19 protein-coding genes and 1 pseudogene are annotated in these 22,283 nt (G+C 69.4%); 1 reads left to right on the forward strand and 19 read right to left on the reverse strand.

Annotation, left to right across the window (positions count from 1 at the left end; genetic code table 11):
• Positions 1-48 precede the first annotated feature (48 nt).
• Positions 49-1,428 carry a DUF1329 domain-containing protein gene (locus tag LIN44_RS21080; RefSeq protein WP_227316180.1) on the forward strand — a complete coding sequence of 460 codons (1,380 nt, stop codon included), beginning with the start codon at positions 49-51 and terminating at the stop codon, positions 1,426-1,428.
• A 444-nt stretch (positions 1,429-1,872) separates the two neighbouring features.
• On the opposite strand, the gene LIN44_RS21085 is transcribed toward LIN44_RS21080, so the two are convergent.
• From LIN44_RS21085 to LIN44_RS21175, 19 genes and pseudogenes are all read right to left on the reverse strand, one after another.
• The gene (locus tag LIN44_RS21085) at positions 1,873-2,949 is read right to left on the reverse strand and encodes a Rieske 2Fe-2S domain-containing protein (protein WP_227316181.1); all 1,077 of its coding nucleotides are present in this window, start codon (positions 2,947-2,949) and stop codon (positions 1,873-1,875) included.
• Between the two features lie 75 nt (positions 2,950-3,024).
• Positions 3,025-3,318 (reverse strand): annotated as a pseudogene (locus LIN44_RS21090) (NADH:flavin oxidoreductase); the annotation flags it as partial.
• A 106-nt stretch (positions 3,319-3,424) separates the two neighbouring features.
• On the reverse strand, positions 3,425-5,878 hold the full coding sequence (locus LIN44_RS21095) for an RND family transporter (RefSeq protein WP_227316183.1): 2,454 nt from the start codon (positions 5,876-5,878) through the stop codon (positions 3,425-3,427).
• 28 nt (positions 5,879-5,906) lie between these two features.
• Positions 5,907-6,869: a YCF48-related protein gene (locus tag LIN44_RS21100; RefSeq protein ID WP_227316184.1), complete on the reverse strand. Its 963-nt coding sequence runs from the start codon at positions 6,867-6,869 to the stop codon at positions 5,907-5,909.
• Between the two features lie 199 nt (positions 6,870-7,068).
• Positions 7,069-8,274 (reverse strand): acetyl-CoA C-acyltransferase, encoded by a 1,206-nt coding sequence (locus tag LIN44_RS21105; protein WP_227316185.1) that lies wholly within the window; start codon positions 8,272-8,274, stop codon positions 7,069-7,071.
• A 15-nt stretch (positions 8,275-8,289) separates the two neighbouring features.
• Positions 8,290-8,745, reverse strand: coding sequence for a MaoC family dehydratase (locus LIN44_RS21110; RefSeq protein WP_227316186.1), 456 nt, complete (start codon positions 8,743-8,745; stop codon positions 8,290-8,292).
• A gap of 259 nt (positions 8,746-9,004) precedes the next feature.
• Positions 9,005-9,808 carry an SDR family oxidoreductase gene (locus LIN44_RS21115; RefSeq protein WP_227316187.1) on the reverse strand — a complete coding sequence of 268 codons (804 nt, stop codon included), beginning with the start codon at positions 9,806-9,808 and terminating at the stop codon, positions 9,005-9,007.
• Entirely contained in the window at positions 9,805-11,007 is a 1,203-nt protein-coding gene (locus LIN44_RS21120) for an acyl-CoA dehydrogenase family protein (protein WP_227316188.1), read from the reverse strand. The genes LIN44_RS21115 and LIN44_RS21120 overlap by 4 nt, the downstream gene beginning before the upstream one ends.
• Entirely contained in the window at positions 11,004-12,152 is a 1,149-nt protein-coding gene (locus tag LIN44_RS21125; protein WP_227316189.1) for an acyl-CoA dehydrogenase family protein, read from the reverse strand. The genes LIN44_RS21120 and LIN44_RS21125 overlap by 4 nt, the downstream gene beginning before the upstream one ends.
• An 11-nt stretch (positions 12,153-12,163) precedes the next feature.
• Positions 12,164-13,039 (reverse strand): SDR family oxidoreductase, encoded by an 876-nt coding sequence (locus tag LIN44_RS21130; RefSeq protein ID WP_227316190.1) that lies wholly within the window; start codon positions 13,037-13,039, stop codon positions 12,164-12,166.
• 145 nt (positions 13,040-13,184) lie between these two features.
• Positions 13,185-14,336: an acetyl-CoA C-acetyltransferase gene (locus LIN44_RS21135; RefSeq protein WP_227316191.1), complete on the reverse strand. Its 1,152-nt coding sequence runs from the start codon at positions 14,334-14,336 to the stop codon at positions 13,185-13,187.
• 29 nt (positions 14,337-14,365) lie between these two features.
• Positions 14,366-15,433, reverse strand: coding sequence for an acyl-CoA dehydrogenase family protein (locus LIN44_RS21140; protein ID WP_227316192.1), 1,068 nt, complete (start codon positions 15,431-15,433; stop codon positions 14,366-14,368).
• A gap of 19 nt (positions 15,434-15,452) precedes the next feature.
• Positions 15,453-16,619 (reverse strand): acyl-CoA dehydrogenase family protein, encoded by a 1,167-nt coding sequence (locus LIN44_RS21145; RefSeq protein WP_227316193.1) that lies wholly within the window; start codon positions 16,617-16,619, stop codon positions 15,453-15,455.
• Entirely contained in the window at positions 16,609-17,394 is a 786-nt protein-coding gene (locus LIN44_RS21150; protein WP_227316194.1) for an enoyl-CoA hydratase family protein, read from the reverse strand. Before LIN44_RS21150 ends, LIN44_RS21145 begins: the two co-directional genes overlap by 11 nt.
• A gap of 212 nt (positions 17,395-17,606) precedes the next feature.
• The gene (locus tag LIN44_RS21155) at positions 17,607-18,686 is read right to left on the reverse strand and encodes a nitronate monooxygenase family protein (RefSeq protein WP_227316195.1); all 1,080 of its coding nucleotides are present in this window, start codon (positions 18,684-18,686) and stop codon (positions 17,607-17,609) included.
• Positions 18,683-19,573: an enoyl-CoA hydratase gene (locus LIN44_RS21160; RefSeq protein ID WP_227316196.1), complete on the reverse strand. Its 891-nt coding sequence runs from the start codon at positions 19,571-19,573 to the stop codon at positions 18,683-18,685. The genes LIN44_RS21155 and LIN44_RS21160 overlap by 4 nt, the downstream gene beginning before the upstream one ends.
• Positions 19,574-19,589: 16 nt before the next feature.
• A complete protein-coding gene (locus tag LIN44_RS21165; RefSeq protein WP_227316197.1) occupies positions 19,590-20,390 on the reverse strand; it encodes a CoA-transferase subunit beta in 801 nt (266 codons plus the stop codon).
• Positions 20,391-20,406: 16 nt separating this feature from the next.
• Positions 20,407-21,297, reverse strand: a complete 891-nt coding sequence (locus tag LIN44_RS21170; RefSeq protein ID WP_227316198.1) for a CoA transferase subunit A — start codon at positions 21,295-21,297, stop codon at positions 20,407-20,409.
• 7 nt (positions 21,298-21,304) lie between these two features.
• Complete coding sequence (locus tag LIN44_RS21175; RefSeq protein ID WP_227316199.1) at positions 21,305-22,201, reverse strand: VOC family protein; 897 nt, start codon at positions 22,199-22,201, stop codon at positions 21,305-21,307.
• Positions 22,202-22,283 lie beyond the last annotated feature (82 nt).

Here is a 22,283-nt window from a genome sequence, read left to right on the forward strand (position 1 = left end):
ACCACAGGCACGGACGTCGCCGGCCATTCCCCTAGGAGCGAGACTGCAATGACATCCACTACACACCGACTGCTGCGCGGCAGCCTGCTGGTGACCAGCATGGCACTGGCCGCGGCAGCGTGGGCCAAGGTCACCCCCGAAGAACTCAAGCAACTCGACGGCAACCTCACGCCGATGGGCGCCGAGCGCGCCGCCAGCAAGGACGGCGACGTACCGGCGTGGAGCGGCAAGTGGCTGGGTGCGCCGCCCCATGTCAAATACCAGCGCGGCGACCGCTATCCGGATCCGTATGCCGACGAGAAGCCGCTGTTCGTCATCACCGCGCAGAACATGGCGCAGTATGCCGAGCGGCTGACCGAAGGCCAGAAGGCGCTGTTCAAGAAGTACCCCGACACCTTCAAGATGCCGGTGTACCCCAGCCATCGCGACTTCCGCTTCGAGGACGCCGCCTACAAGGACATCCGCACCTACGCCACCACCGTCAGCATGACCAGCGATGGCAACGGCCTGAAGAACGCCGGGCCGCAGGTCCCCTACCCGATCCCGAAGACCGCCATGGAGTTGCTGTGGAACCAGCGCTTCTCGGCCGCCATCGGCACCGAGAAGGCGCAGTACGACCAGGCCGTGGTCTATCCGAACGGCTCGATCGCCTGGGGGCGCGTCTCCTACAGCATCTTCTCACCGCGCAACCACGGCAAGTTCGAGCCCAACAACCCCCTCAACGAGCGCACCTTCTTCCGCACCGCCACCGACCTGCCGCTGCGTGACCGCGGCCAGGTGATCGTCGGGTATGCCGTGTGGGACCAGGAAGGCTCGGATACCAACCGCACGTGGATCTACAACCCGGGCACCCGGCGCGTGCGCCAGGCGCCGGAATTCGGCTTCGACCAGCCCCAGGGCCCCGGCGGCTTCCGCACGGTGGATGACGACCGCCTCTTCAACGGCTCCGGCGAGCGCTACAACTGGAAGATCGTCGGCAAGAAGGAGTTCTACGTCCCGTACCACAGCTACAAGCTGATGAGCTCCGCGGTCAAGTACAAGGACCTGCTGACCAACGGGCACGCCAATCCGGACGCCATGCGCTACGAACTCCATCGGGTATGGATCCTGGAGGCCACGCTGAAACCGGGCTTCCGCCACCAGTATGCGAAGCGCGTGCTGTATCTCGACGAAGACACCTGGCAATCGGTTGCCGCCGACAACTACGACGGCCGCGGCCAGCTGTGGCGCACCAACCTGCAGGCGCTGGTCTACGCCTACGATGCGCGCCGCTTCTCCGCGGCGACGGTGTTCTACCATGACCTGATTTCGGGTGCCTATCTGGCAGACCGGCTGACCAACGAGGGGCCGATGGCGAAGTTGAACAACAGTCCGGAGTTCAACGAGGCGTTCTTTTCGCCAGACGCGGCGCGGGGGTCTGGGACCTGATTGGATCGTGGCGGAATGGGGCGCTCCTTTGGGGCGCCTTTTTTTTGTTCTTTTCGATTTCGGATTCGGGGGCCGAACTTCGTCGATGCGTTGGCCCTCACCCCCGCCCCTCTCCCGCACGCGGGAGAGGGGAGCAAACCCGCAGCAGCGTCATTTCCTCGAGCTTTTCAACTCACGCTTGTGTACTCCCTCTCGCGGGCGAGGGACCAAACCGGCAGCGGCATCATTGCTGCGAGCCATGCAACTCCCGCTTGCGTACTCCCTCTCCCGCTTGCGGGAGAGGGTCGGGGTGAGGGCGGGTGCGTCAACGAAGTGAAGGGCGTCGCAATTGCGACCACTGGCATCCACGAAGTCAGGCGCACAAATCCTGACGGCTTGCCGCTCGGCCAGGACGCAAGTCGCCGGCCGAGCCCGCCAGGCAATCCCGCTAGAAGCCCGCCAGCCTCACCCCTCGAACACATGCCGCAGCACCGGCGGCTCGATATTGCCCGGGTTCATCTCGATCACCCTCCGCGCCACGCTGGACGGCCGCACCTGCTCCACATCGGTATAGAACTGCTGGTACCAGTCGCGCATCTGGTACATCGGCCCATCCCCTTCGCATAGCAGCGGGTTGTCGATGCGGATCTTGCTGTCCCAGATCGCCACGTCCTCGTAGAACGCGGCGCGGGCCTGGTCCACATAGGCTTGCGCCATGGCCCGGTTCTGTTCATCGGACAGCCCGGGCACCTTCTTCACCAGCACGCCGTAGCGCAGCACGAAGCTGTTCAGGTCGATCGGCACGTGGCAGTTCAGCAGCACCGAATGGATCTCCTGGTCGCCCATGCGGCCGCTCATGTCGGTGATGTGGTAGGCCGGGCCAAAATACGTCGACAGTGCCGTCAGCTGCGAGTCGCCGGAGAGCCGGGCGCTGCGCCCGATCATCAGCTGCGTGGCCTTGTGGTCTTCGAACAGGTTGGCGAAGTAGTCCACCGGCGCGCCATGGACCACGCCGAAGTGCGCCATGTCGGAGATGTTGTCGACCAGCTCGCGGCAGTTGGTGCGGATCACCATCTCGTCCATGGCCCAGTCGGACCACTCCTCGGAGAAGCACGCGTCGATGCGCGGGATCGCCACTTCCGGCGGTGCCGGCCGGCCTTCGGGATCATGCCAGATAAACAGCAGACGGTTCTGCTCGCAGGTCTCCCAGGCGCCGATGCGCGCCTTGGGCGGAATCCGCTTGCAGTAGGGAATGGACTTGCAGGCGCCGTCGCCGCCCCATTGCCAGCCGTGGAACGGGCACACCAGGTTGTCGCCCTGCACGGTGCCGGTGCTGAGGTCGGCGCCCATGTGCGGACAGTGGCCGTCGATCACGCGAATCGCGCCGGTCGAGTCGGCAAACGCCGCCAGGCGCCGCCCGAAGATATCCAGCGTGTGCGGCATGCCGTCGCGGTAGCTGTCGGCCAGGCCCAGGCAATGCCAGCCGCGCGCGTAGCGGGCCTCGGGCGGGCGCGATTCGATCTTGTAGCCTTGTACGCTCATGGCGTCTGTCTCCTTGAAATCCCGTGGGACCTTCAAGATATGGGCGTACGGCGCCGGCCTCATCGTCCCATCGGACTACTGCAGCGCAACCATGCGGGTCAGTGCCGGGTCGTTACCGGGGCCATGCACGCAGCTGACCCCGGCGGGATCGTAGATTCGCGCCACGCAGCCATTGCAGCTGTCGCAGGCCGAACGCTGCAGCGTGCCGGCGCGCCAGCCCGCGACCAGCGCCGGGTCATGGATCAGCGCGCGCGCCAGGGCCACAGCGTCGAAGCCCTCGCCCATCAGCTGCGCCACGTTGTCGAGCGACTTGACCCCGCCGATATAGGCCAGCGGCATCCGCACCGTCTGCCGCACCACGCGCGAGGCCGCGTCCGGTTCTCCACGCTGCCGCCGTAGGCATCGCGCCGCAGGTTGCTCAGCGGCGACAGGTGAGGCCTGGATCTCGGGCATGCAGTCTCTCCGGTTGCGAAGTTCAGGCCGTGTCGGACTTCAATCCATGCGTCACCGCCCCCGCCTCGCCGCCGATGGCGGCCCCGGCCGGCCTGGTGGCCGGGCGCCCGGCGCGGGCGCGCTCTTCCTGCTCGACGCCCAGCCACGCCGCCAGCGCCGGCAGCAGCGACACCGCGCCGAACAGGTTCACCAGGAACATGAACGCCAGCAGGATGCCCATGTCGGCCTGGAACTTGAGCGCGGCAAAGGCCCACGTGCCCACGCCGATGCACATCGTCAGCGCCGTGAACAGCGCCGCCGAGCCGCGCTGGCGCATGGCCTCGGCAAACGCCTGCGGCAACGCCTGCCCTTCCTCGCGGATCTGGTGCTGGATGCGCTCGTACAGGTAGATGCCATAGTCCACGCCGACGCCCACGCCGAGCGTGATCACCGGCAGCGTCGACACCTTCAGCCCGATGCCCAGCCGTGCCATCAGCGCATTGCACAGTACCGACACCAGCGTCAGCGGCACGATGATGCACAGCACCGCGCGCCACGAGCGGAAGGTCAGCAGGCACAGCAGCGTGATCGCGCCGAAGATCGCCAGCAGCATCGCCACTTCGGCCTCTTCCACCGCCTCGTTGGTCGCCGCCATCACGCCGATATTGCCGCCGGCGAGGCGGAAGGCCACGTTGGGGGTCTTGTCGCTGGCATTGAAGCGGCGGATCTCGCGGATGATATGGGCAATGGTGGCGCCTTCGTGGTTGGCGGTGTAGATCAGCACCTGGATCGCCTGGCAGTTTGGCGTATTCATGCCGTTGTCGGGGTCGAAGGCCTTGGCGCCCTGGCTCAGGCCGGCGCTGTTGCGCGGCAGCGCCTCCCAGCGCGGGTTGCCCTCGTTGTACGCGCCGATCACCACCTTGGCCAGCGACGACACGCTCACCACCGACTGCACGCCGGAGACGCCGCGCATATGCATCTCGAAGCGCTCCACCGCGCTCATCACCGGATAGTGCAGGCAGCCGTCGTCGAAGCCGGTGGGCTCGACCACCACCGTCAGCGCATCCGAACCGATGTTGTACTGGCTGACGATGCTGGCGCTGTCGCGGTTATAGCGCGAGTCCGCGCGCAGCTCCGGCGCGCCGGTGCCGACATCGCCGATCTTCAGCCCGCGCGATTCGATTGCGCCGTAAGCCAGCAGCGCCAGCGCCGCGACGAACACGCCCAGCGCCGGCGCCGGCCGCGCCAGCGCGCCGAACCTGTGCCACAGGCTCCCCTGGCCATTGGCGTGCGCTGCACGCGACGCGCGCGCCAGCGCCGACGGCTCCAGCCGCGTGTACGACAGCAGGATCGGCAGGAACACCTTGTTGGTCACGATCATCAGCAGCACGCCCAGGCAGGCGGTGATGCCGAGCTCGCGCACGATATCGATCTCGATGCGCATGATCACCATGAAGCCCAGCGCATTGGTCAGCAGCGCCACGGTGCCGGGGATGAACAGCTTGCGGAACGCCGCGCTGGCGCTGTCGAGCGCGCCGTGCCCCTGCGCCACTTCCTGCTTCCACGCATTGGTCATCTGCACCGCGTGCGAGACCCCGATCGAGAAGATCAGGAACGGCACCAGGATCGACATCGGGTCGATGCCGTAGCCAAGCAGCGGCAGCAGTCCCAGCAGCCAGCCCACCGGCAGCAGCGCCACCACCAGCGCCAGCGCGGTGATGCGCAGCGAACGCGTGTACAGCCACAGCAGCAGCGCGGTGACGGCAAACGCCAGCGCGAAGAAGCCCATCACACCGGCGATGCCGTCTTCGACATCGCCCACCAGCTTGGCGAAGCCGACGATATTGACTTCGACATCGGTGCCGCCGAACTGCGCGCGGATCTTCTCGAGCTGGCGCGCCACCGAGCCGTAGTCGATGGTCTTGCCGGTGGCCGGATCGGTCTCGCGCAGCTCCGCGCGGATCAGCGCGGACTTCAGGTCGTTGCTGACCAGGCGGCCGATCTGGCCGGAGCGGGCCACGTTGCGCCGCACCTTGTCGAGCTCGTCCGGCGCGCCGGAAAAGCGCCCCGGCACCACCACGTCGCCACGGAAGCCGGCTTCGGTGACCTCGGTGTAGCGCACGTTGGGCGTGAACAGCGAGAACACGCGCGAGCGGTCCACGCCGGGGATGAAGAACACTTCATCGGTGGCGTGGCGCAGCTTGTCCATGAAGGCGGCGTTGTAGATGTCGCCGTCGCCCTTCCAGCGCAGGCTCACCAGCACGGTATTGGCACCGGAGAAGGTGCTGGCGTACTTGGTGAACACCTGCATGTACGGGTGCTGCAGCGGGATCATCTTGTTGAAGCCGGGATCGAGCCGCAGGCGCGTGGCGGAAAAGCCCAGCGCCACGGTCACGGCCAGGCACAGCCACAGCAGCAGGCGGCGCCGGCGCATCAGCACGCCGGCGCAGGCATCGACGAAGCGGCCCAGGCGGCCGGGGGATTGGGGGCGGGTCATGATGGTTCTCGCGTCCGGTCGGTCGGGTTCAGTGATTGGCGGCTAGCGTGGCGCCGGCGAGGCCGCCATTGCCGCCTAGCGCCAGCGTGTCGTTGCCGGTGGCGGCCAGCGCGGCCAGGGTCTGCGGGCTGCCCGCCGGCAGCACGGTGAAGCGGCGCCCGCCGTCGGCGGACATCACCAGTACGCCGCCCTGCCCGGCCAGCACGATGCGGCCATCGGGCAGCTCGGCGCCGCCGAAGAACGAGGTTCGGAGACCAGTCTCGGCCGCCCGCCAGGTGGTGCCGAAGTCTTCGCTGCGCAGGGCGTTGCCGCGCATGCCGTAGGCCAGCCAGGCGCCGTCGCGCAGCGGCAGCACGCCGTACAGCGAGCCTTCATAAGGGGTCCTGACCGGCTCCCACTGGCTGCCGCCGTCGGTCGAGCGCAGCACCAGCCCGGCCTCGCCAACCAGCATCAGCCGCCCCTGCCCGTCGCCGGCGATGGCGTTGAGGTGGCGGTCCTGCATGGCCTTGCCGCCGGCCTCTTCCCAATGCCGGCCCTGGTCGCGCGACACCAGGAAACGGCCGAAGCTACCCACCGCGAACCACGGTCCGCTGGCCTGCGCCAGCGCTCCGAGCAGGGGATCGGACGATTCAGGATCGAAGACCACCTGCTGCCAGTGCGCGCCGCCGTCTTCGGTGCGCAGGATCTGACCGCTGTGCCCGACCGCGATGCCCAGCCGGCTGTCGGCAAAGGCCACCTGCGTCAGCGTGGCGCCTTGCGGCTGGTCCACCGTTGCCGGGCGCCAGCTACGGCCCCGGTCATCGCTGAACAGGATCTTGCCGCGCTCGCCGACGGCGACCAGGCGCTCGCCGGCGCGGGCGATGCCGTTGACCTGCAGGCCGTCCGGACGCAGCGCGGTGGCCGGGAACGGCGGCAGCGGACGCGGCGCGAAGGCCCACACCGCGGTGGCCAGCACGGCCAGCGACATGGCGATGCCGATCAGTCGTTTCATGATGTCTCCTCCGTTTTGGAGTGATGGCACGTGGCCTTGTGATTGTTTGCTCCCCTCTCCCGCGTGCGGGAGAGGGGCGGGGTGAGGGCCAGCGCTCGCAATGCTGACGCCCGTGACTTCGTGGATGCTCTGGCCCTCACCCCCAGCCCCTCTCCCACTGGCATGGGAGAGGGGAGAAAACAGGCAGCGCTACCTCTGCTTATGGCAATACGTCAAACAACGCCGCCGCCCCCATCCCCCCACCAATGCACATCGTCACCACCGCCTGCTGCACCCCGCGGCGGCGCCCTTCGATCAGCGCATGCGCCGTCATGCGCGCGCCCGACATGCCGAACGGATGGCCGATCGAGATGGCGCCGCCGTTGACGTTCAGCCGCGCATCGGCAATGCCCAGCTGCTGCTGGCAATACAGCACCTGGCAGGCAAAGGCCTCGTTCAGCTCCCACAGCCCCACATCCGCCACCGTCATGCCGTGGCGCGCCAGCAGTTTCGGCACCGCGAACACCGGGCCAATGCCCATCTCGTCCGGCGCGCAGCCGGCCACCGCCATGCCGCGATAGCGCCCCAGCGGACGCAGGCCGCGGCGGCGGGCTTCGTCGGCGCTCATCAGCAGCACCGCGGCGGCGCCGTCGGACAGCTGCGACGCATTGCCGGCGGTGATGTGCTCGCCCGCGGCGACGGCCTGCCCGCCGCTCCAGACCGGCTTGAGCGCCTCCAGGCTGGCAGCCGTGGTGTCGGGCCGGTTGCATTCATCCCGAGCCAGCCGCACGGTCTCGTGCCCGGTCAGCGCGCCGGCCTTGTCGAACAGCGCGCGGCGTGTTTCCAGCGGCACGATCTCGTCATCGAAGGCGCCGCGCCGCTGCGCCTCGGCGGTGCGCTGCTGGCTGCGCCAGGCGTAGGCGTCCTGCTCGGCGCGGCTGATGCCATAGCGGCGCGCCACCACCTCGGCGGTTTCGATCATGGCCATGTAGGCGGCGGGCTGGCGCGCCAGCACCGCTTCGGACTGGGCCCGGTAGCTGTTCTTGTGCTTGTTCTGCGTCAGCGAGATCGACTCCGCGCCGCCGGCGACGATGATGTCGGCCTCGCCGCATTGAATGGCGCGCGCGCCCGCCGCGATCGTCATCAGCCCGGAGCCGCACATGCGGTCCATGGTCATGCCAGGCACGCTGTCGGGCAGGCCCGCCGCCACCGCACACAGGCGGCCCAGGTTATAGCCCTGGGTGCCCTGCTGCGCGGCCGCGCCGATCAGCACATCGTCGACCTCGGCCGGATCCACGCCGGCGCGCTCCACCACCGCGCGCACCACGTGGCCGCCCAGCACCGGAGCTTCGGTATCGTTGAAGGCGCCGCGGAAGGCCTTGCCGATGGGGGTGCGCGCGACCGCGACGATGACTGCGTCTTTCATGCTGTGTGTTCCTGTTCAGAAGTAGTAGCGGCTGATGGTTTCAGCCACGCAGGCGGGCTTGGGCTCGCCTTCGATCTCGACGGTCATGCGCACCACCGACTGCACGCCGCCATCCAGGGTCTCGGCGCGCACCACTTCTCCCACGCCGCGCACGCGTGCACCGACGCGCACCGGCGCCGGGAAACGCACCTTGTCGCAGCCGTAGTTGACGCCGAACTTCATGCCTTCGACCGCGACCAGCTCGGGCAGGAACTGGTTGACCAGCGCCAGCGTCAGGTAGCCGTGCGCGATGCAGGCGCCGTAGGGGCCCTGCGCGGCGCGTTCGGGGTCGACGTGCAGCCATTGGTGGTCGCCGGTGGCGTGGGCAAACTGGTTGACCTGGTCCTGGGTGATTTGGGTCCAGGCGCTGGCGCCGAGGTGGTGGCCGACAGCGGCGTGGATGTCTTCGGCGGAACGGAAGATTCTTGGCATATGTGGTTCCAGCATTGATTCGAGTACCAACTGTGCTTCCCGGTCAGAACGGATTGCCGATTCCAGCGACGAACGCAGCCAGCGCCCTTCGCGAAGGCTCCCCTCTCCCACAACGTGGGAGAGGGGTGGGGGTGAGGGCCGGAGCATCGACGAAGTGACGCGCGTCGCTTTGGCCAACGCCCGCCCTCACCCCCGCCCCTCTCCCGCAAGCGTGAGAGGGGAGCAAACCCTCAGGGGTTGACCGCATCGCGAATGCCCCTCAAGCCCGCTGGCTGCTAACCGGCAACACTTCCCCCGTCATATACGACGCATAATCACTGGCCAGAAACACCATCACATTGGCCACCTCCCATACCTCCGCCGCGCGCCCGAACGCCTCGCGCTCGCTCAGTTGCCGCAGCAGGTCCGCCGGCGCCGACTTCTTCAGGAAGTCATGCAGCGCAATGCTCGGTGCCACCGCGTTGATGCGCACGCCAAACTCGGCGGCTTCCATCGCGCTGCAGCGCGTCAGCGCCATCACCCCGGCCTTGGCCGCGGCGTAGTGCGCCTGTTCCTTCTGCGCCCGCCAGCCCAGCACCGAGGCGTTGTTGACGATGGCGCCGCGGCGGCGCGACTGCATGTGCGGCAGCATCGCGCGCGTCATGCGGAAGGCGCCGGTGAGGGAAATATCGATCACGCGCGACCACTCGGCATCGTCCATATCAACTAGGCGGCGCGAGCCGCCCAGGCCGGCGTTGTTGATCAGCACGTCGGTGCCGCCGAGCGTTTCCTCGGCAGCGGCGACGAGTGCGCGCACCTGCGCTTCGTCGGACACATCGCACAGCTGGCCATGGATGGACCGCAGGCCGGTTTCCGCGCGCAGGCGCTCAACCGCCTCGTCCAGCCGCTTGGGATGGATATCGGAAATCATCAGCGCGCGGCAGCCCTCCTCGGCGCAGCGGCGCGCGGCGGCAAAGCCGATGCCGGCGCCCGCGGCGGCGGTAATCAGCACACTCTTGTCGGCAAGCAGTTGATGGCCCGGCACATAGGCCGGGGCGCTGGGGATTTCTGCGTGAAGGGTCATGGCTGTCCTCGGGCCTCGCGCGGCATGCCCAGCCCGCGTTCGGCGATGATGTTGAGCTGGATTTCGTTGGTGCCGGCGTAGATGGTGTCGGCGCGCGAGAACAGCGCCATCTGCTGCAGCCGCCTGCGGCGCGTGTCGGCGGGATCCAGCACGTTGGCGAGCGGGCCCAGCACGTCGAGCGCCAGTTGCCCCAGGTCGCGGTGCCAGTTGGACCAGTAGTACTTGTAGATCAGCGCCTCGCGCTGCAACGCGGTGCCGCCGTCGTGGCCGGCCTGCGCGGCGCCGGCCAGCATGCGCAAGGCGTTGGCGCGCATCACGCGCAGGCCGGCCCAGGCGCGCGCGATGCGCTGGCGCACCAGCGCGTCGCGGTGGCTGCCGTTGTCGCGCGCGGCCTGCGCCACCCATTCCAGCTCATGCGTGAACTGCATCTGCTGGCCCAGCGTGGAGATGCCGCGCTCGAAGCCGAGCAGCGCCATGGCAATGCGCCAGCCGTCGCCCGGCGCGCCCAGCACGTCGGCGGCCGCGGCGCGCGCGCCGTCGAAGAAGACCTCGTTGAACTCCGCACCGCCCCCCATCTGGCGGATCGGGCGGATTTCGATGCCGGGCTGGTCCAGCGGCAGCATCAGGAAGATCAGTCCCTTGCTGCCGCACGAGCCGGGCTCGCAGCGCGCCAGCACAAAGATCCAGTCGGATTCGTGCGCCAGCGAGGTCCAGACCTTCTGCCCGCTGACCAGCCAGTCGCCGCTGGCGGCATCGCGCAGCGCGCGCGTGCGCACGTTGGCCAGGTCCGAGCCCGCGCCGGGTTCGGAATAGCCCTGGCACCAGAACGTGGTGCCGTTGCGGATGCCGGGCAGCAGCCGCGCCTTCTGGTCCTCGGTGCCGAATGCGATCAGGGTCGGGCCGATCAGCCCCTCGCCGATATGCCCCATGCGGCCCGGGCCGCCGGCGCGCGCGTACTCCTCGTGGAAGATCACCTGCTGCATCACCGGCAGCTCGCGCCCGCCATGCGCGCGCGGCCAGCCCAGCCCGGTCCAGCCGCCTTCGGCCAGCCGCCGCTCCCACGCCTTGCGCAGCTCGGGATAGGCCTCTTCGTCGCCGGGGCCGCCGCGGTGCTTCAGGCATTCGAATTCGCCGGCCAGGTTCCCGGCCAGCCACCCCGCCACCTCGGCGCGGAATGCCGACTCGTCATTCGCTTTCATGCTGTCCTCCATGCCTGCGGGCCGTTGGCGGCAATGTAGGCAAGCGCCGCAGCAACACCGCCCAGCCACTGGCCGGCGGCCTGCGCGCGCTTGAGATAGAGTTGCGGGTCGTATTCCCAGGTGAAGCCGGCCCCGCCATGCAACTGGATGGCTTCCTGCGCGCAGAAGCGCAGGGCGTCGTCGGCCGCGACGGCGGCAGCGCAGATCTCGAGCCGCGCGTCGGCGACAGCCGCCGCCTCCCACGCCTGGGCCGCGCCATACACGGCCGAGCGCGCCGCCTCGACCAGCACCATCATTTGCGCGCAGCGATGCTTGACCGCCTGGAACGACGCGATGGCGCGGCCAAACTGGATCCGCTCCGCGGCATAGGCAACGGTCAGGTCCAGGCACTGCTGGGCGGCGCCCAGTTGCTCCGCGGCGAGCATCAGCTTGCCGTGCCACCAGGCCTGGGCCAGGCCCTGCGCCGCGGCTTCCCCACGGGCCACGCAGGCGCTTGCGGCAACGGCCAGGCCGTCGAGCCGCAGCGACGCCAACGGCCGCGTGCGGTCGAGTGTGTCGAGCGGCGCCAGCACGAAGCGCGCATCCCGCGCCAACGCCGTGGGCTCCAGCAGGAACAGCGCCGGCTCGCCGTCATCGACCCGCGCCGGCACCAGCAGCCAGTCGGCCCCGGCGGCATCGGCCACCTGGGCGGCGCTGCCACGCAGCACGAAGCCGTCCGCCCCGGCCCGCGCAGTGATCAGGACACCGTCGTAGTGCCAGCCGCCGTCGTCCGGCAACACCGCCGCGGCGCGGCATTCGCCCGCGGCCAGCCGCTCCAGCCACGGTCCGCTGTGGCCGACGCTGCCTTGCAGCCACGGCGCCACCACGCATGCCGTCGACCAGAACGGCACGCACGCCAGCCGCTGGCCCAGTTGCTCCTGCAGCAGCGCCAGCCCGGGCGCGCCCAGGGCGGCGCCACCGACGGCTTCGGGCAGCGCGATGCCGCACCAGCCCAGTTCGCCCGCGATGGCGCGCCACAGCGCGTCGTCGTGCGCCGGACCGGCCTCGGTCACGCGCCGGACCGCCGCCGAATCGCTGTGCGTGGCGAGGTAGTCGCGCGCGCTGTCGCGGACCATCTGGAGTTCGACTGAGAGGGAAAAATCCATGGCCGTCGCGCTCAGCTGCCGTACACCGCCTGGGGCGGCTGCGCCTGTGCCAGCAGCCCCGCCACTGCCGCGCCGATTTCCGCGGGCTGCCAGCGCCCGCCCTTGTCGGCCTTGGGGCCGGTGCGCCAGCCGTCGGCCACCGACACCATGCCGCCGGCCGCCTCAAACATGCGCCCGTTGACCTGCGCGGAGCCGGCGCTGCCCAGCCACACCACCAGCGGGGCGACGTTGGCCGGGTCGTAGTAGTCGAAGCCGCCTTCCGGCGCCTTCATCATGTCGGCGAACACGTCTGCGGTCATGCCGGTGCGAGCAGCCGGCGCGAGAGCATTGGCGGTGATGCCGTAGCGGCCCAGTTCCGCGGCCTGCACCAGCGTCAGCGCAGCAATGCCGGCCTTGGCGGCGGCATAGTTGGACTGGCCGACCGAGCCTTGCAGGCCCGCGCCGGAGCTGGTGTTGATGATGCGCGCGTCGACCGCGCGGCCCGCCTTGGCTGCATCCCGCCAGCGCCGTGCCAGCAGGTTGGCCAGGCAGAAATGGCCGCGCAGGTGCACGCGCATGACCTCGTCCCAGTCCGACTCGGTCAGGCTGACGAACATGCGGTCGCGGCAGATGCCGGCGTTGTTGACCAGCACGTGGATCTCGCCGTAGGCCGCGACCGCGGCATCGACGATGCGCTGCGCGGTGGCCAGCGTGGTGATGTCGTCATCGCTGGCCAGCGCGCTGCCGCCGGCGGCGCGGATCTCCGCGCAAACGGACTCGGCCGCATCGCGCCGGATGTCGTTGACGACCACGTTGGCGCCCTCGGCGCCGAAGGCCAGCGCATAGGCGCGGCCCAGCCCGCCGCCGGCGCCGGTGATGATGACGGTGCGTCCGTCGCAGATACCCATATTCGTACTCCTTGCCCCAACACAGAAATTGGCACCGTCATTCCCGCGCAGGCGGGAATCCAGCGTCTTTCAGCGCCCCAGCGGGGCAAAAGTCACTGGGTTCCCGCCTGCGCGGGAACGACGACAAAATCGCTTCCCAGACTGCTTACAACCGTTCGATGATGGTGACGTTGGCCAGCCCGCCGCCTTCGCACATGGTCTGCAGGCCGTAGCGGCCACCGGTGCGTTCCAGTTCATGCAGCAGCGTGGTCATCAGGCGCGCGCCGGTGGCCCCCAGCGGGTGGCCCAGCGCGATGGCGCCGCCATTGGGGTTGGTGCGCTCGGGTGCATAGCCGGTCTCGGCCAGCCAGGCCATCGCCACCGAAGCGAAGGCTTCGTTGATCTCCACCACGTCGATATCGCCCAGGCGCAGCCCGCTGCGCTCCAGCGCGCGCTTCGTTGCCGGAATCGGCGCGGTCAGCATCCACAGCGGGTCGTCGCCCAGCACGCTCATATGCGCGATGCGCGCGCGCGGCGTGAGTCCGTAGCGCTTGAGCGCGTCTTCGGAAACGATCAGCAGCGCGGCGGCGGCATCGGCGGTCTGGCTGGACACGGCAGCGGTCAGCGAACTGCCCGGCATCAGCGGTTCGAGTGCGGCCATCCTGGCCAGCGTGGTATCGGGGCGCGGGGTTTCGTCGTGCTTCACGCCCTCGCACGGCACGATCTCGCGTGCAAAGCGGCCGTCCTCGATCGCCGCGGCTGCGCGCCGGTGGCTCTCCAGCGCATAGGCTTCCATGGCCTCGCGCGACAGCTGCCAGTGCTCGGCAATGCGCTGCGCGGCGTGGAACTGCGATACCGGCGCAGCGCCGAAGCGCGCCTGCCAGCCCTTGCTGCCCGAGAACGGATCGGCAAAGCCCAGCGCCTGCCCGGCCAGCATCGCCGACGAGATCGGGATCTGCGTCATGGTCTGCACGCCGCCGGCGACCACCACGTCCTGCGTGCCGCTCATCACCGCCTGCGCGGCGAAGTGCACGGCCTGCTGCGACGAGCCGCACTGGCGGTCCACCGTCACGCCCGGCACCGTCAGCGGCAGGCCCGCGGCCAGCCAGGCGCTGCGCGCGATATTGCCGGCCAGCGGGCCGATGGTGTCGACGCAGCCGAACACCACGTCGTCATAGTCCTCGGCGGGAATGCCGTTGCGCCGCACCAGCTCGGCCAGCACGAAGCCGCCCAGGTCGGCGCCGTGCAGGTGCGACAGTCCACCCTTGCGGCGCCCGGTGGGCGTGCGCAGGGCATCAACGATATAGGCGTTGTTCATGGTCTTGGTTCTCCTTGGGATCGGCCCATTCAGGCAAAGGTGGCGCCGGCGCCGATCGGATGCTCGCCGTCCAGGATGTGCGCGCCCAGGCGTGCCTTGTGGAAGGCGCGGTCGCCCCAGCTTCCGGCTAGGGCCCAGGCGCGCTTGGTGAAGATCTGCAGGTCCAGCTCCCAGGTGTAGCCCATCGCGCCATGCACCTGGATCGCCTGCCGCGCCGCGCTCCATGCGCAACGCGCGGCGGCGACGCGGGCATGCGAGACATGCAGCCCCGCATGCGGCAAGTTATGTGCTATTGCGGCGGCGGCGCGCAGCAGCACCGGCTTGGAAAACTCCAGCTGGATCGCCACGTCGGCCAGCAGGTGCTTGACCGCCTGGTAGGCGCCGATGGCCTTACCGAACTGCTTGCGCTGCGCGCTGTAGTCGATCGCCAGGTCGAGCATGCGCTGGGTCAGGCCCAGCTGCTGTGCCGCTACGCCGAGCGCACCGCGGTTCAGCGCGGCCTCCCACAAGCCGTTGCCGCAGGCGACCAGCTCGGTGTCGCGCGCCGGCGTCCACGCCAGTTCGAACAGCCGGCGCGAAGGGTCGAGGCCGGTGCGGGCCGTCAGCGTGGCCTGGTCCGGGCGCAGCAGGTGTACGGCGCCCGCGTGCGCGCACAGGATGGCATCGGCGACATGGGCGTCGACCACCAGCCGCTCCTGCGGATGGGCGACCGCGATGCGCGCGTCGCCGGCGGCGATGCGCTCCAGCAGCGCGGCGCAGCGCGCGCGCGCCGACGCGTGCGGCGCAGCGTCCAGTGCATCGCGCAGCAGGCCGGCCGCCACCAGCGCGGTGTCGAGCAACGGCTCAGGCAACGCAAAGTAGCCGCATGCCTGCGCCAGCGGCGCCCATTCCACCTCGCCCAGTCCCATCCCGCCCTGCTCGTGCGGCACCATCAGCGCGGTCAGGCCTTGCGCGGCAAGCTGGCGCCACAAGGCGTCGGAGCGCCCGCTCTCGGTGCTCCACAGCTCGCGCGTCAGCTCCGGCGTCATCTCGGTCATCAGGAAGCGCCGGATCGCCTCGGCAAACTGTTCCTGCTCTTCGGTCAATGCGAAATCCATGTGTATTCCCCGGGTGCCGTCATGCGCGCGGCATGCCGAGCAGGCGCTCGGCGACGATGTTGCGCTGGATCTCGTTGGTGCCGGCGTAGATCGGCCCGGCCTGCGCGAACAGGAAGCCATCCAGCCAATGTCCGAGCGAGCCCGGCGGCTGGCCGGCGGGCGCGACTTCGGCGGCCTGCCCCAGGATGGCCAGCGCGGTATCGTGCATATGGATGTCCAGCTCGGACCAGAACACCTTGTTGGTGCTCGATTCCGCGCCGATGTGGCCGCCCTTGACCAGCCGGCTGGCGGTGGCGTAGGTCGACAGCGTGTAGGCCTCCGCATCCATCCACGCGCGCAGCACCGCGTCGCGCAGCGACGGGTCGCGGTCCGCCGCCTCGCGGTTGGCCTGGTACAGCCGCACCAGCGCGCGCGCGGTTTCCTGGAAGCGGGCCGGCGAGCGCAGCATCAAGCCACGCTCGAAGCCGGCGGTGGCCATCGCCACCTGCCAGCCGGCGCCTTCGGCGGCCAGGCGGTTTCCCACCGGCACGCGCACGTCGTCGAAGAAGATCTCGGCAAAGCCGGTCTGGCCGTTGAGCTGGCGGATCGGGCGCACGGTGATGCCGGGTGTATTCAGCGGCACCAGCACGAAGGTCAGCCCGTGATGGCGCGTCGACGCCGGGTCGGTGCGGAACAGCCCGAACAGCCAGTCGGCCCACACCGCGCGCGTCGACCAGATCTTCTGGCCGTTGATCACATAGTCATCGCCGTCGCGGATCGCACTGCAGCGGATCGCGGCCATGTCGGAGCCGGCGTTGGGCTCGGACCAGCCCTGCGCCCAGATATGCTCGCCGGCGGCCATGCGCGGCAGAAAACGCGCCTTTTGCGCCGCCGTGCCGAACTCCATCAGCGTGGGGCCGAGCAGGAAGATGCCGTTCTGGTTGACGCGCATCGGTGCGCCAGCACGCCAGTACTCTTCCTCGAAGATCAGCCATTCGATCAGGTCGCAACCGCGCCCGCCCAGTTCGGCCGGCCACGTGACCATGCTCCAGCGGCCCTGGTTGAGCGTGGCTTCCCAGGCGCGGTGCTGGGCAAAGCCCGCTTCCGTATCGAAGCTTTCCAGCGGCGTGCGCGGCACGTGCGCGGCCATCCAGTCGCGCACCTCGGCGCGGAACGCGCGCTGGGCGTCGGTGTATTCAAGCTGCATCGCGTGCTCCTTGTGCGAAGGAGGCTTCCCGGCCTTCGACGAACGCGGCGCGCGCCTCGCCGGAATCGGCGCTCATATACGCCTGCAGCGTGAAGCCCTGCTCCCAGCGGTACTTGTCTTCCAGGTTGCCGTCTTCCACGCCGTTGAGCGCTTCCTTGGCCAGCCGCAGCATGGCCGGGCTCTTGGCCGCGATCTGGCGCGCCAGCGCCATGGCGGCATCGCGCAGTTCGCTGCGCGGCACCACGCGCTCGACCGCGCCCAGGCGATAGGCTTCGGCGGCTTCGATCATCTCGCCGGTGAAGTACATCGCCCGGACCTTTTGCACGCCAAACATGCGCTGCAGGTGCGCGCCGCCACCCATCGCGCCGCGGTCGATCTCGGGCACGCCAAAGCGGGCGCACTCCGACGCGACGATGATGTCGGCCGCGCCGCAGATGCCGATGCCGCCGCCCAGCACGAAGCCGTGCACGGCGACGATGACCGGCTTGGGATTGCGGTGCACCGCGCGGAAGGTGGCGTAGTTGCCCGCGTTGACGTCGACGATGCGCTCCGGGTGCGCGGCCAGCTCCTTGATATCGACGCCGGCGCAGAAGCCGCGGCCTTCGCCGCGCAGCACGATCACGCGCACCGCCGGGTCGCTACCGAGGCGGTCGATGGCCCCGGCCAGCGCGTGCCAGCCAGCGTTGTCGAGCGCGTTGACGGGGGGGTGATCGATCACCAGCTCGGCGATGCCGTTGGCGGTGTCGATGCGGAAGGGGTGGGTGGTCGGTTGCATGGTGGAATGGCTTGTCATGATTGTTTATGGGTTGGGTCGGCTCTATTAGGGCTCGCTGCGATGGAAACGCTGGCCCTCACCCCCGCCCCTCTCCCGCAAGCGGGAGAGGGGAGCAAACCGGCGGTATTTGCAATGCCCTCTGTCCTGTTCGATCCCGCTTGGGTACTCCCTCTCCCGCTCGCGGGAGAGGGCCGGGGTGAGGGCCGGGCGCATCAACGAAGTGCAGCTTGCCGTGATGCCAGCGCCTGCAGCTGCGCTTGCGCCTGCGTGACCATGCCCGCCACGATCTCCTCGCACGACTCGATCGCCCCAATCGCCGCCGCAGCCTGCCCGCTCGGCAACACCCCTTCATCCGGGCACCCCTCCACCATCGCGCGCTGGATCAGCACCGGCGCGTTGGCGGCCATCAGCGTTTGCGCGGCGCTGTAGTCCTGTTCGCGCATCGCGCGCCAGGCCGTTGCCAGCAGTTGCGTGCTGCGCATGCCGGTACGCGCCTGCCATTTGCGCGCGGCCGCCAGCGCCAGCCAGGTACGCCGCAACGGGCCGGCCTGTTCCAGTCCGACCAGCAGGTCGTTGTCGATCATCCGCTGCGGCAACCCGTCGATCGCCAGCGAGACGCGGATCTGTCCCGGCTCGCGCACCTTGACGTAGCGCTCCAGCGTCTGCGCCGGCACCGGCGACTCGGCCGACATCAGGAAACGCGTGCCCATGGCCACGCCGGCGGCGCCGTAGGCCAGCGCCGCGGCCAGCCCGCGGCCATCGAAGAAGCCGCCCGCGGCCACCACCGGCACGCTGACACTGTCCAGCACCTGCGGCAGCAGCAGCGTGGTTGGCGTGGCGCCGGTATGGCCGCCGCCCTCGCCGCCCTGCACGGTGACCACGTCCGCGCCCATCTCCACGGCCTTGGCGGCATGCTTGGCTGCGCCCACGGTCGGCATGCAGACCACGCCAGCCGCCTTGAGCCGGCCGACCATCTTCGCGTCCGGCCCGCGCCCGTAGCTGACCGCGCGCAGCCGGTGGCGGATCGCCATCTCGATGACTTCGTCGGCGTTGGGCTGGAACATATGGAAGTTGATGCCGAACGGCCGGTCGCTAAGCGCCTTGACGCGCAGGATCTCCTGTTCGACCTCGCCGGGCGGAATGGTCGCGCCGGCCAGGAAGCCGAAGGCCCCGGCATTGCCGCTGGCGGCGACCAGCTTCGCGTCGGCGACCCATCCCATCGCCGTCTGCACGATCGGATAGCGGCAGCCGAGCAGGTCGCACAGCACGGTGTGCAGGCTCGCGTTGCTCATGCCCTGTCCTCGCCGCCGGTACGCTGCGACGCCGCCATCGCGCGCGCGTCGTAGCCGCCCAGCTTGTCGCCGCTGATCAGCTCGTTGTGCGCGTGGGCAAAGTGGTGCCAGGCAAAGACCGCATCCATCGCGCTGCGCTTGCCCTGCAGGTCTTCCACATGGTTGACCGCCTGCTTGGTCAGCGTCAGGCCCAGGCGCGGCATCTGCGCCACCTTGGCGGCCATGCCGTAGACGGTGTCCTCGAGCGCGTCGCGCGGCACTACGCGGTTGACCATGCCCATGCGCTCGGCGCGCTCGGCCCCCATGCGCTCGCCCAGGAACAGGAATTCCTTGGCGATGCGGGGATGCAGCTCGTAGGCATGGGCGAAGTACTCGACGCCGGGAATCCCCATGCGCACCACCGGATCGGCAAAGAAGGCATCGTCGGAGGCCACGATCAGGTCGCACACCCAGGCCAGCATCAGGCCGCCGGCGATGCAGGCGCCGTGCACCATGGCGATGATCGGCTTGGGCAGCTCGCGCCAGCGCCGGCACATGCCCAGGTAGACCTCCTGCTCGCGCGCATAGAGAAACTCGCCGCCGGGCTTGTTGACGTGGTCATACCAGAGCGAGGCACGCTCGAACGACTCGTTGATGTCGCGCCCCGGCGTACCGATGTCGTGCCCGGCCGAGAAATGCTTGCCGGCGCCGCGCAGCACGATCACCTTGACCGCGTCATCGGCGGCCGCGCGCCGGTAGGCCTCGTCCAGCGCATACGTCATCTTCGAGTTCTGCGCGTTGTGGAACTGCGGCCGGTTCATGGTCACGGTGGCAATGCCGTCCGCGACCTGGTAGAGCACTTCGGCGTTGGGGCCGAATTCGATGGCTTCGGTAGCTGGCAAGGTCATGACTGGGATCTCCGTGTCACGCGCGACCGGCAGGATTGCCGCGCACGATCGCGGCGCGCAGGTTGTGCGGATCGAGCTGCGCGATCAGCCGCAGTTCTTCCGGCGTCGGCGCCGCCGTCTCCGGCAGCGCTTCACCGGGCGCGTTGGCCAGCGCGAAACCGGTGGCTGCCTGCACCTGGTCCAGGCTCACGCCGGGGTGCAGCGAACGCACGCGGATGGCATGTTCCGGCCCGCCGAAATCCATCACGCACAGGTCGGTGACGATCACGCGCAGGTCGACGAAGCTGCGCATGCCTTCGATCCGGCGCGCCGGGTTGTAGCCGACGCTGCAGACCATGTCGACTTCGCCGGCGACAAAGGCGCGCGTGCTGTGCCCGGGCACGAAGTAGGAGTTGGCGTGGTGGATGCTGTTGCCCGGGAAGCCGCGTGCGCCGAGCAGCTGCGTTTTCGGCTGCGCATGGGTGCCGCCCAGGCAGGAGATATTGGCCTGGCCGAAGCGGTCGATCTGCGTCGGCATCACCAGCGCGTGGCGGCGCCCGCCCCACAGGCAGTCGAACACGCGCGCATAGCCCATCCAGCCGCTGGCGCGCACCTGGTAGCCCGGTTCGCGCGGGCCCAGCGGTACCGGCGTTTCGACCAGGTAGGCCTCGCCGTCGGTCAGCAGCAGGCCGGGGTTGTGCGCAAGCCGCGCCAGACCGGCGGCGATGCGCGGGCCGGTGCCGATGCCGGTGGCCAGCACCTCGCCGTCGTCGCGCCAGGCGCGGGCGGCGACGGCAATCATCAGCTCGGCGCGGGTGAATTCATAAGTGGCGCTCACGGTTGCTCCTTGGGGATCAAAGTACGGGCAGCGGCAGGTCGTGCACGTGGCCAGGGCCGCCGATGCACGCCAGGTAGTGCGCCTCGCTGTCGCCCACCACCTCGTCGCGGTAGGCGCGGAAGCCGTCTTCCGCCTCGGCGCTGGCGCAGTAGGACTTCAGCGCCGGCAGGTCCCAGCCATAGGCCGGCGCGCACGAGGTGGGATGGGCCCCTGCCGGCGCGTGCACCACGCCGGTCACCAGCGCGCGCTCGAACGGGTTGTTGCGGGCGCGCGCCAGGTCGGTGTCTTCAAGGCGCGGGTGCAGCGTTTCGCAGCTGACATAGCAGCGCTGCGCGGCGCGCGCGAACCAGTCATCGAAGAACGGATCGGGGCCGTCGATGCGGGTGTTGCCCAGCACATCGCTTTCGTTCACATGCAGCAGCGCCGCATCCAGCGGGATCGCCGGCATCGCCAGCAGGACTTCGCCATCGTCGTACGGCGAACGCACGGTCTTCAGGTGCGGGTTGCGGTCCAGCACATCGGTGCCCAGCGCGGCGCGCGTCGGCAGGAACGGCAGGCGCGCGGCGGCCGCGCGCAGGCCCAGCTGCAGCATGCCTTCGTCCAGCTCCGTCACCTCCAGCAGGCCGCGTTCGCGCGCCTGGCGGAAGTACGGCTCGAGCGGGATCACGTCGAGCGAGACAAAGCCGAACACCAGCCGGCGCACCTTGCCGGCCGCGCACAGCATGCCCACCTCGGGGCCGCCGTAGGCGACCACGGTCAGGTCCTTCAGCGGCGAGCGCAGGATCTCGCGCACCAGCGCCATCGGCTTGCGGCGCGGGCCCCAGCCGCCGATGCCGAGGGTCATGCCGTCGGCGAGCTGGCCGACCACGTCGGCCGCGCTCATGGTCTTGTCGATCGTCTTGGTCATGGTGTGTTTAGCGGTATCCGATGCTGAAGTCGTGTCCCCACAGGCTGACGCGCGTGGCCTCGTAGGCGGCGTGGCGGCTCCAGTCCACCACCAGCCCGCCGTGGCCGAACTCGAGGTCGAAGCCGGCGGGGGTCTTCATGTAGAACGAGGTCATGCGGTCATTGCAGTGCTGGCCCAGCGTGGCGGAGAGCTTCACGCCGTGCTGCTGCACGCGGTCGAGCGCGCGGCCCACCTCCGCCATGTCGGGCACCTCGGCCATCACGTGGATGCAGCCGGCTTCCGACGGCATCTCGAAGATCGCCAGGCTGTGGTGGCGGCCGTTGGCGCAATGCAGGAAGTGGATGCGCTTCTCCGGTTCGGCCGGGTCGTTGGTAAAGCGCACGCGGAAGATGTCGGACAGGCCGAAGCCCATCACGTCGCACAGGAAGGCGTAGGTCTCGTCGAAGGCCGGCGCGGGCAGCACCGCATGGCCGGCGCCCATCGGGTCCGTCACAAAGCGCGGCACGCCCTGCGGCGAGACGAAGCGCAGAAAATCCGAGCGCATGCCCCACGAGACCTCATGCCGGTTGCCCGACGGATCGGCAAACCAGGCCATGGCCTGCACGCGACGCTGCGCCAGTTCCGCGGGGCTGGCGTGCACGACTTCCACGTTGGCCCGGCGCAGCGTCTCGAGCGCGTGGCGGTAGGCGGGCTCGTCGGCCAGCTCCCAGCCCGATGCCAGGTAGCGGTCGCGCGCACCGGGCACCACCAGGTAGCGGTAGTCGCGCTCATCCATCTTCACGTACAGCGCACCGCCGGGCGCGCCGGAACAGGCCATGCCGAGCACCTGCTCGGCGTAGTGCCGCCACTGCCCGATGTCGGTGGACTCGACCACGATGTAGCCAAGCGCACGAATGTCCAACATGCCGGTCTCCTCTGGTTCGATGTGGGTGTCGAAGTCGGCCGCGGCATCGCCGCAGCCCGTCGATGGAACCGATTCTTTCGTG

It is taken from the genome of Cupriavidus sp. MP-37 (assembly GCF_020618415.1).
Lineage (GTDB): Bacteria > Pseudomonadota > Gammaproteobacteria > Burkholderiales > Burkholderiaceae > Cupriavidus.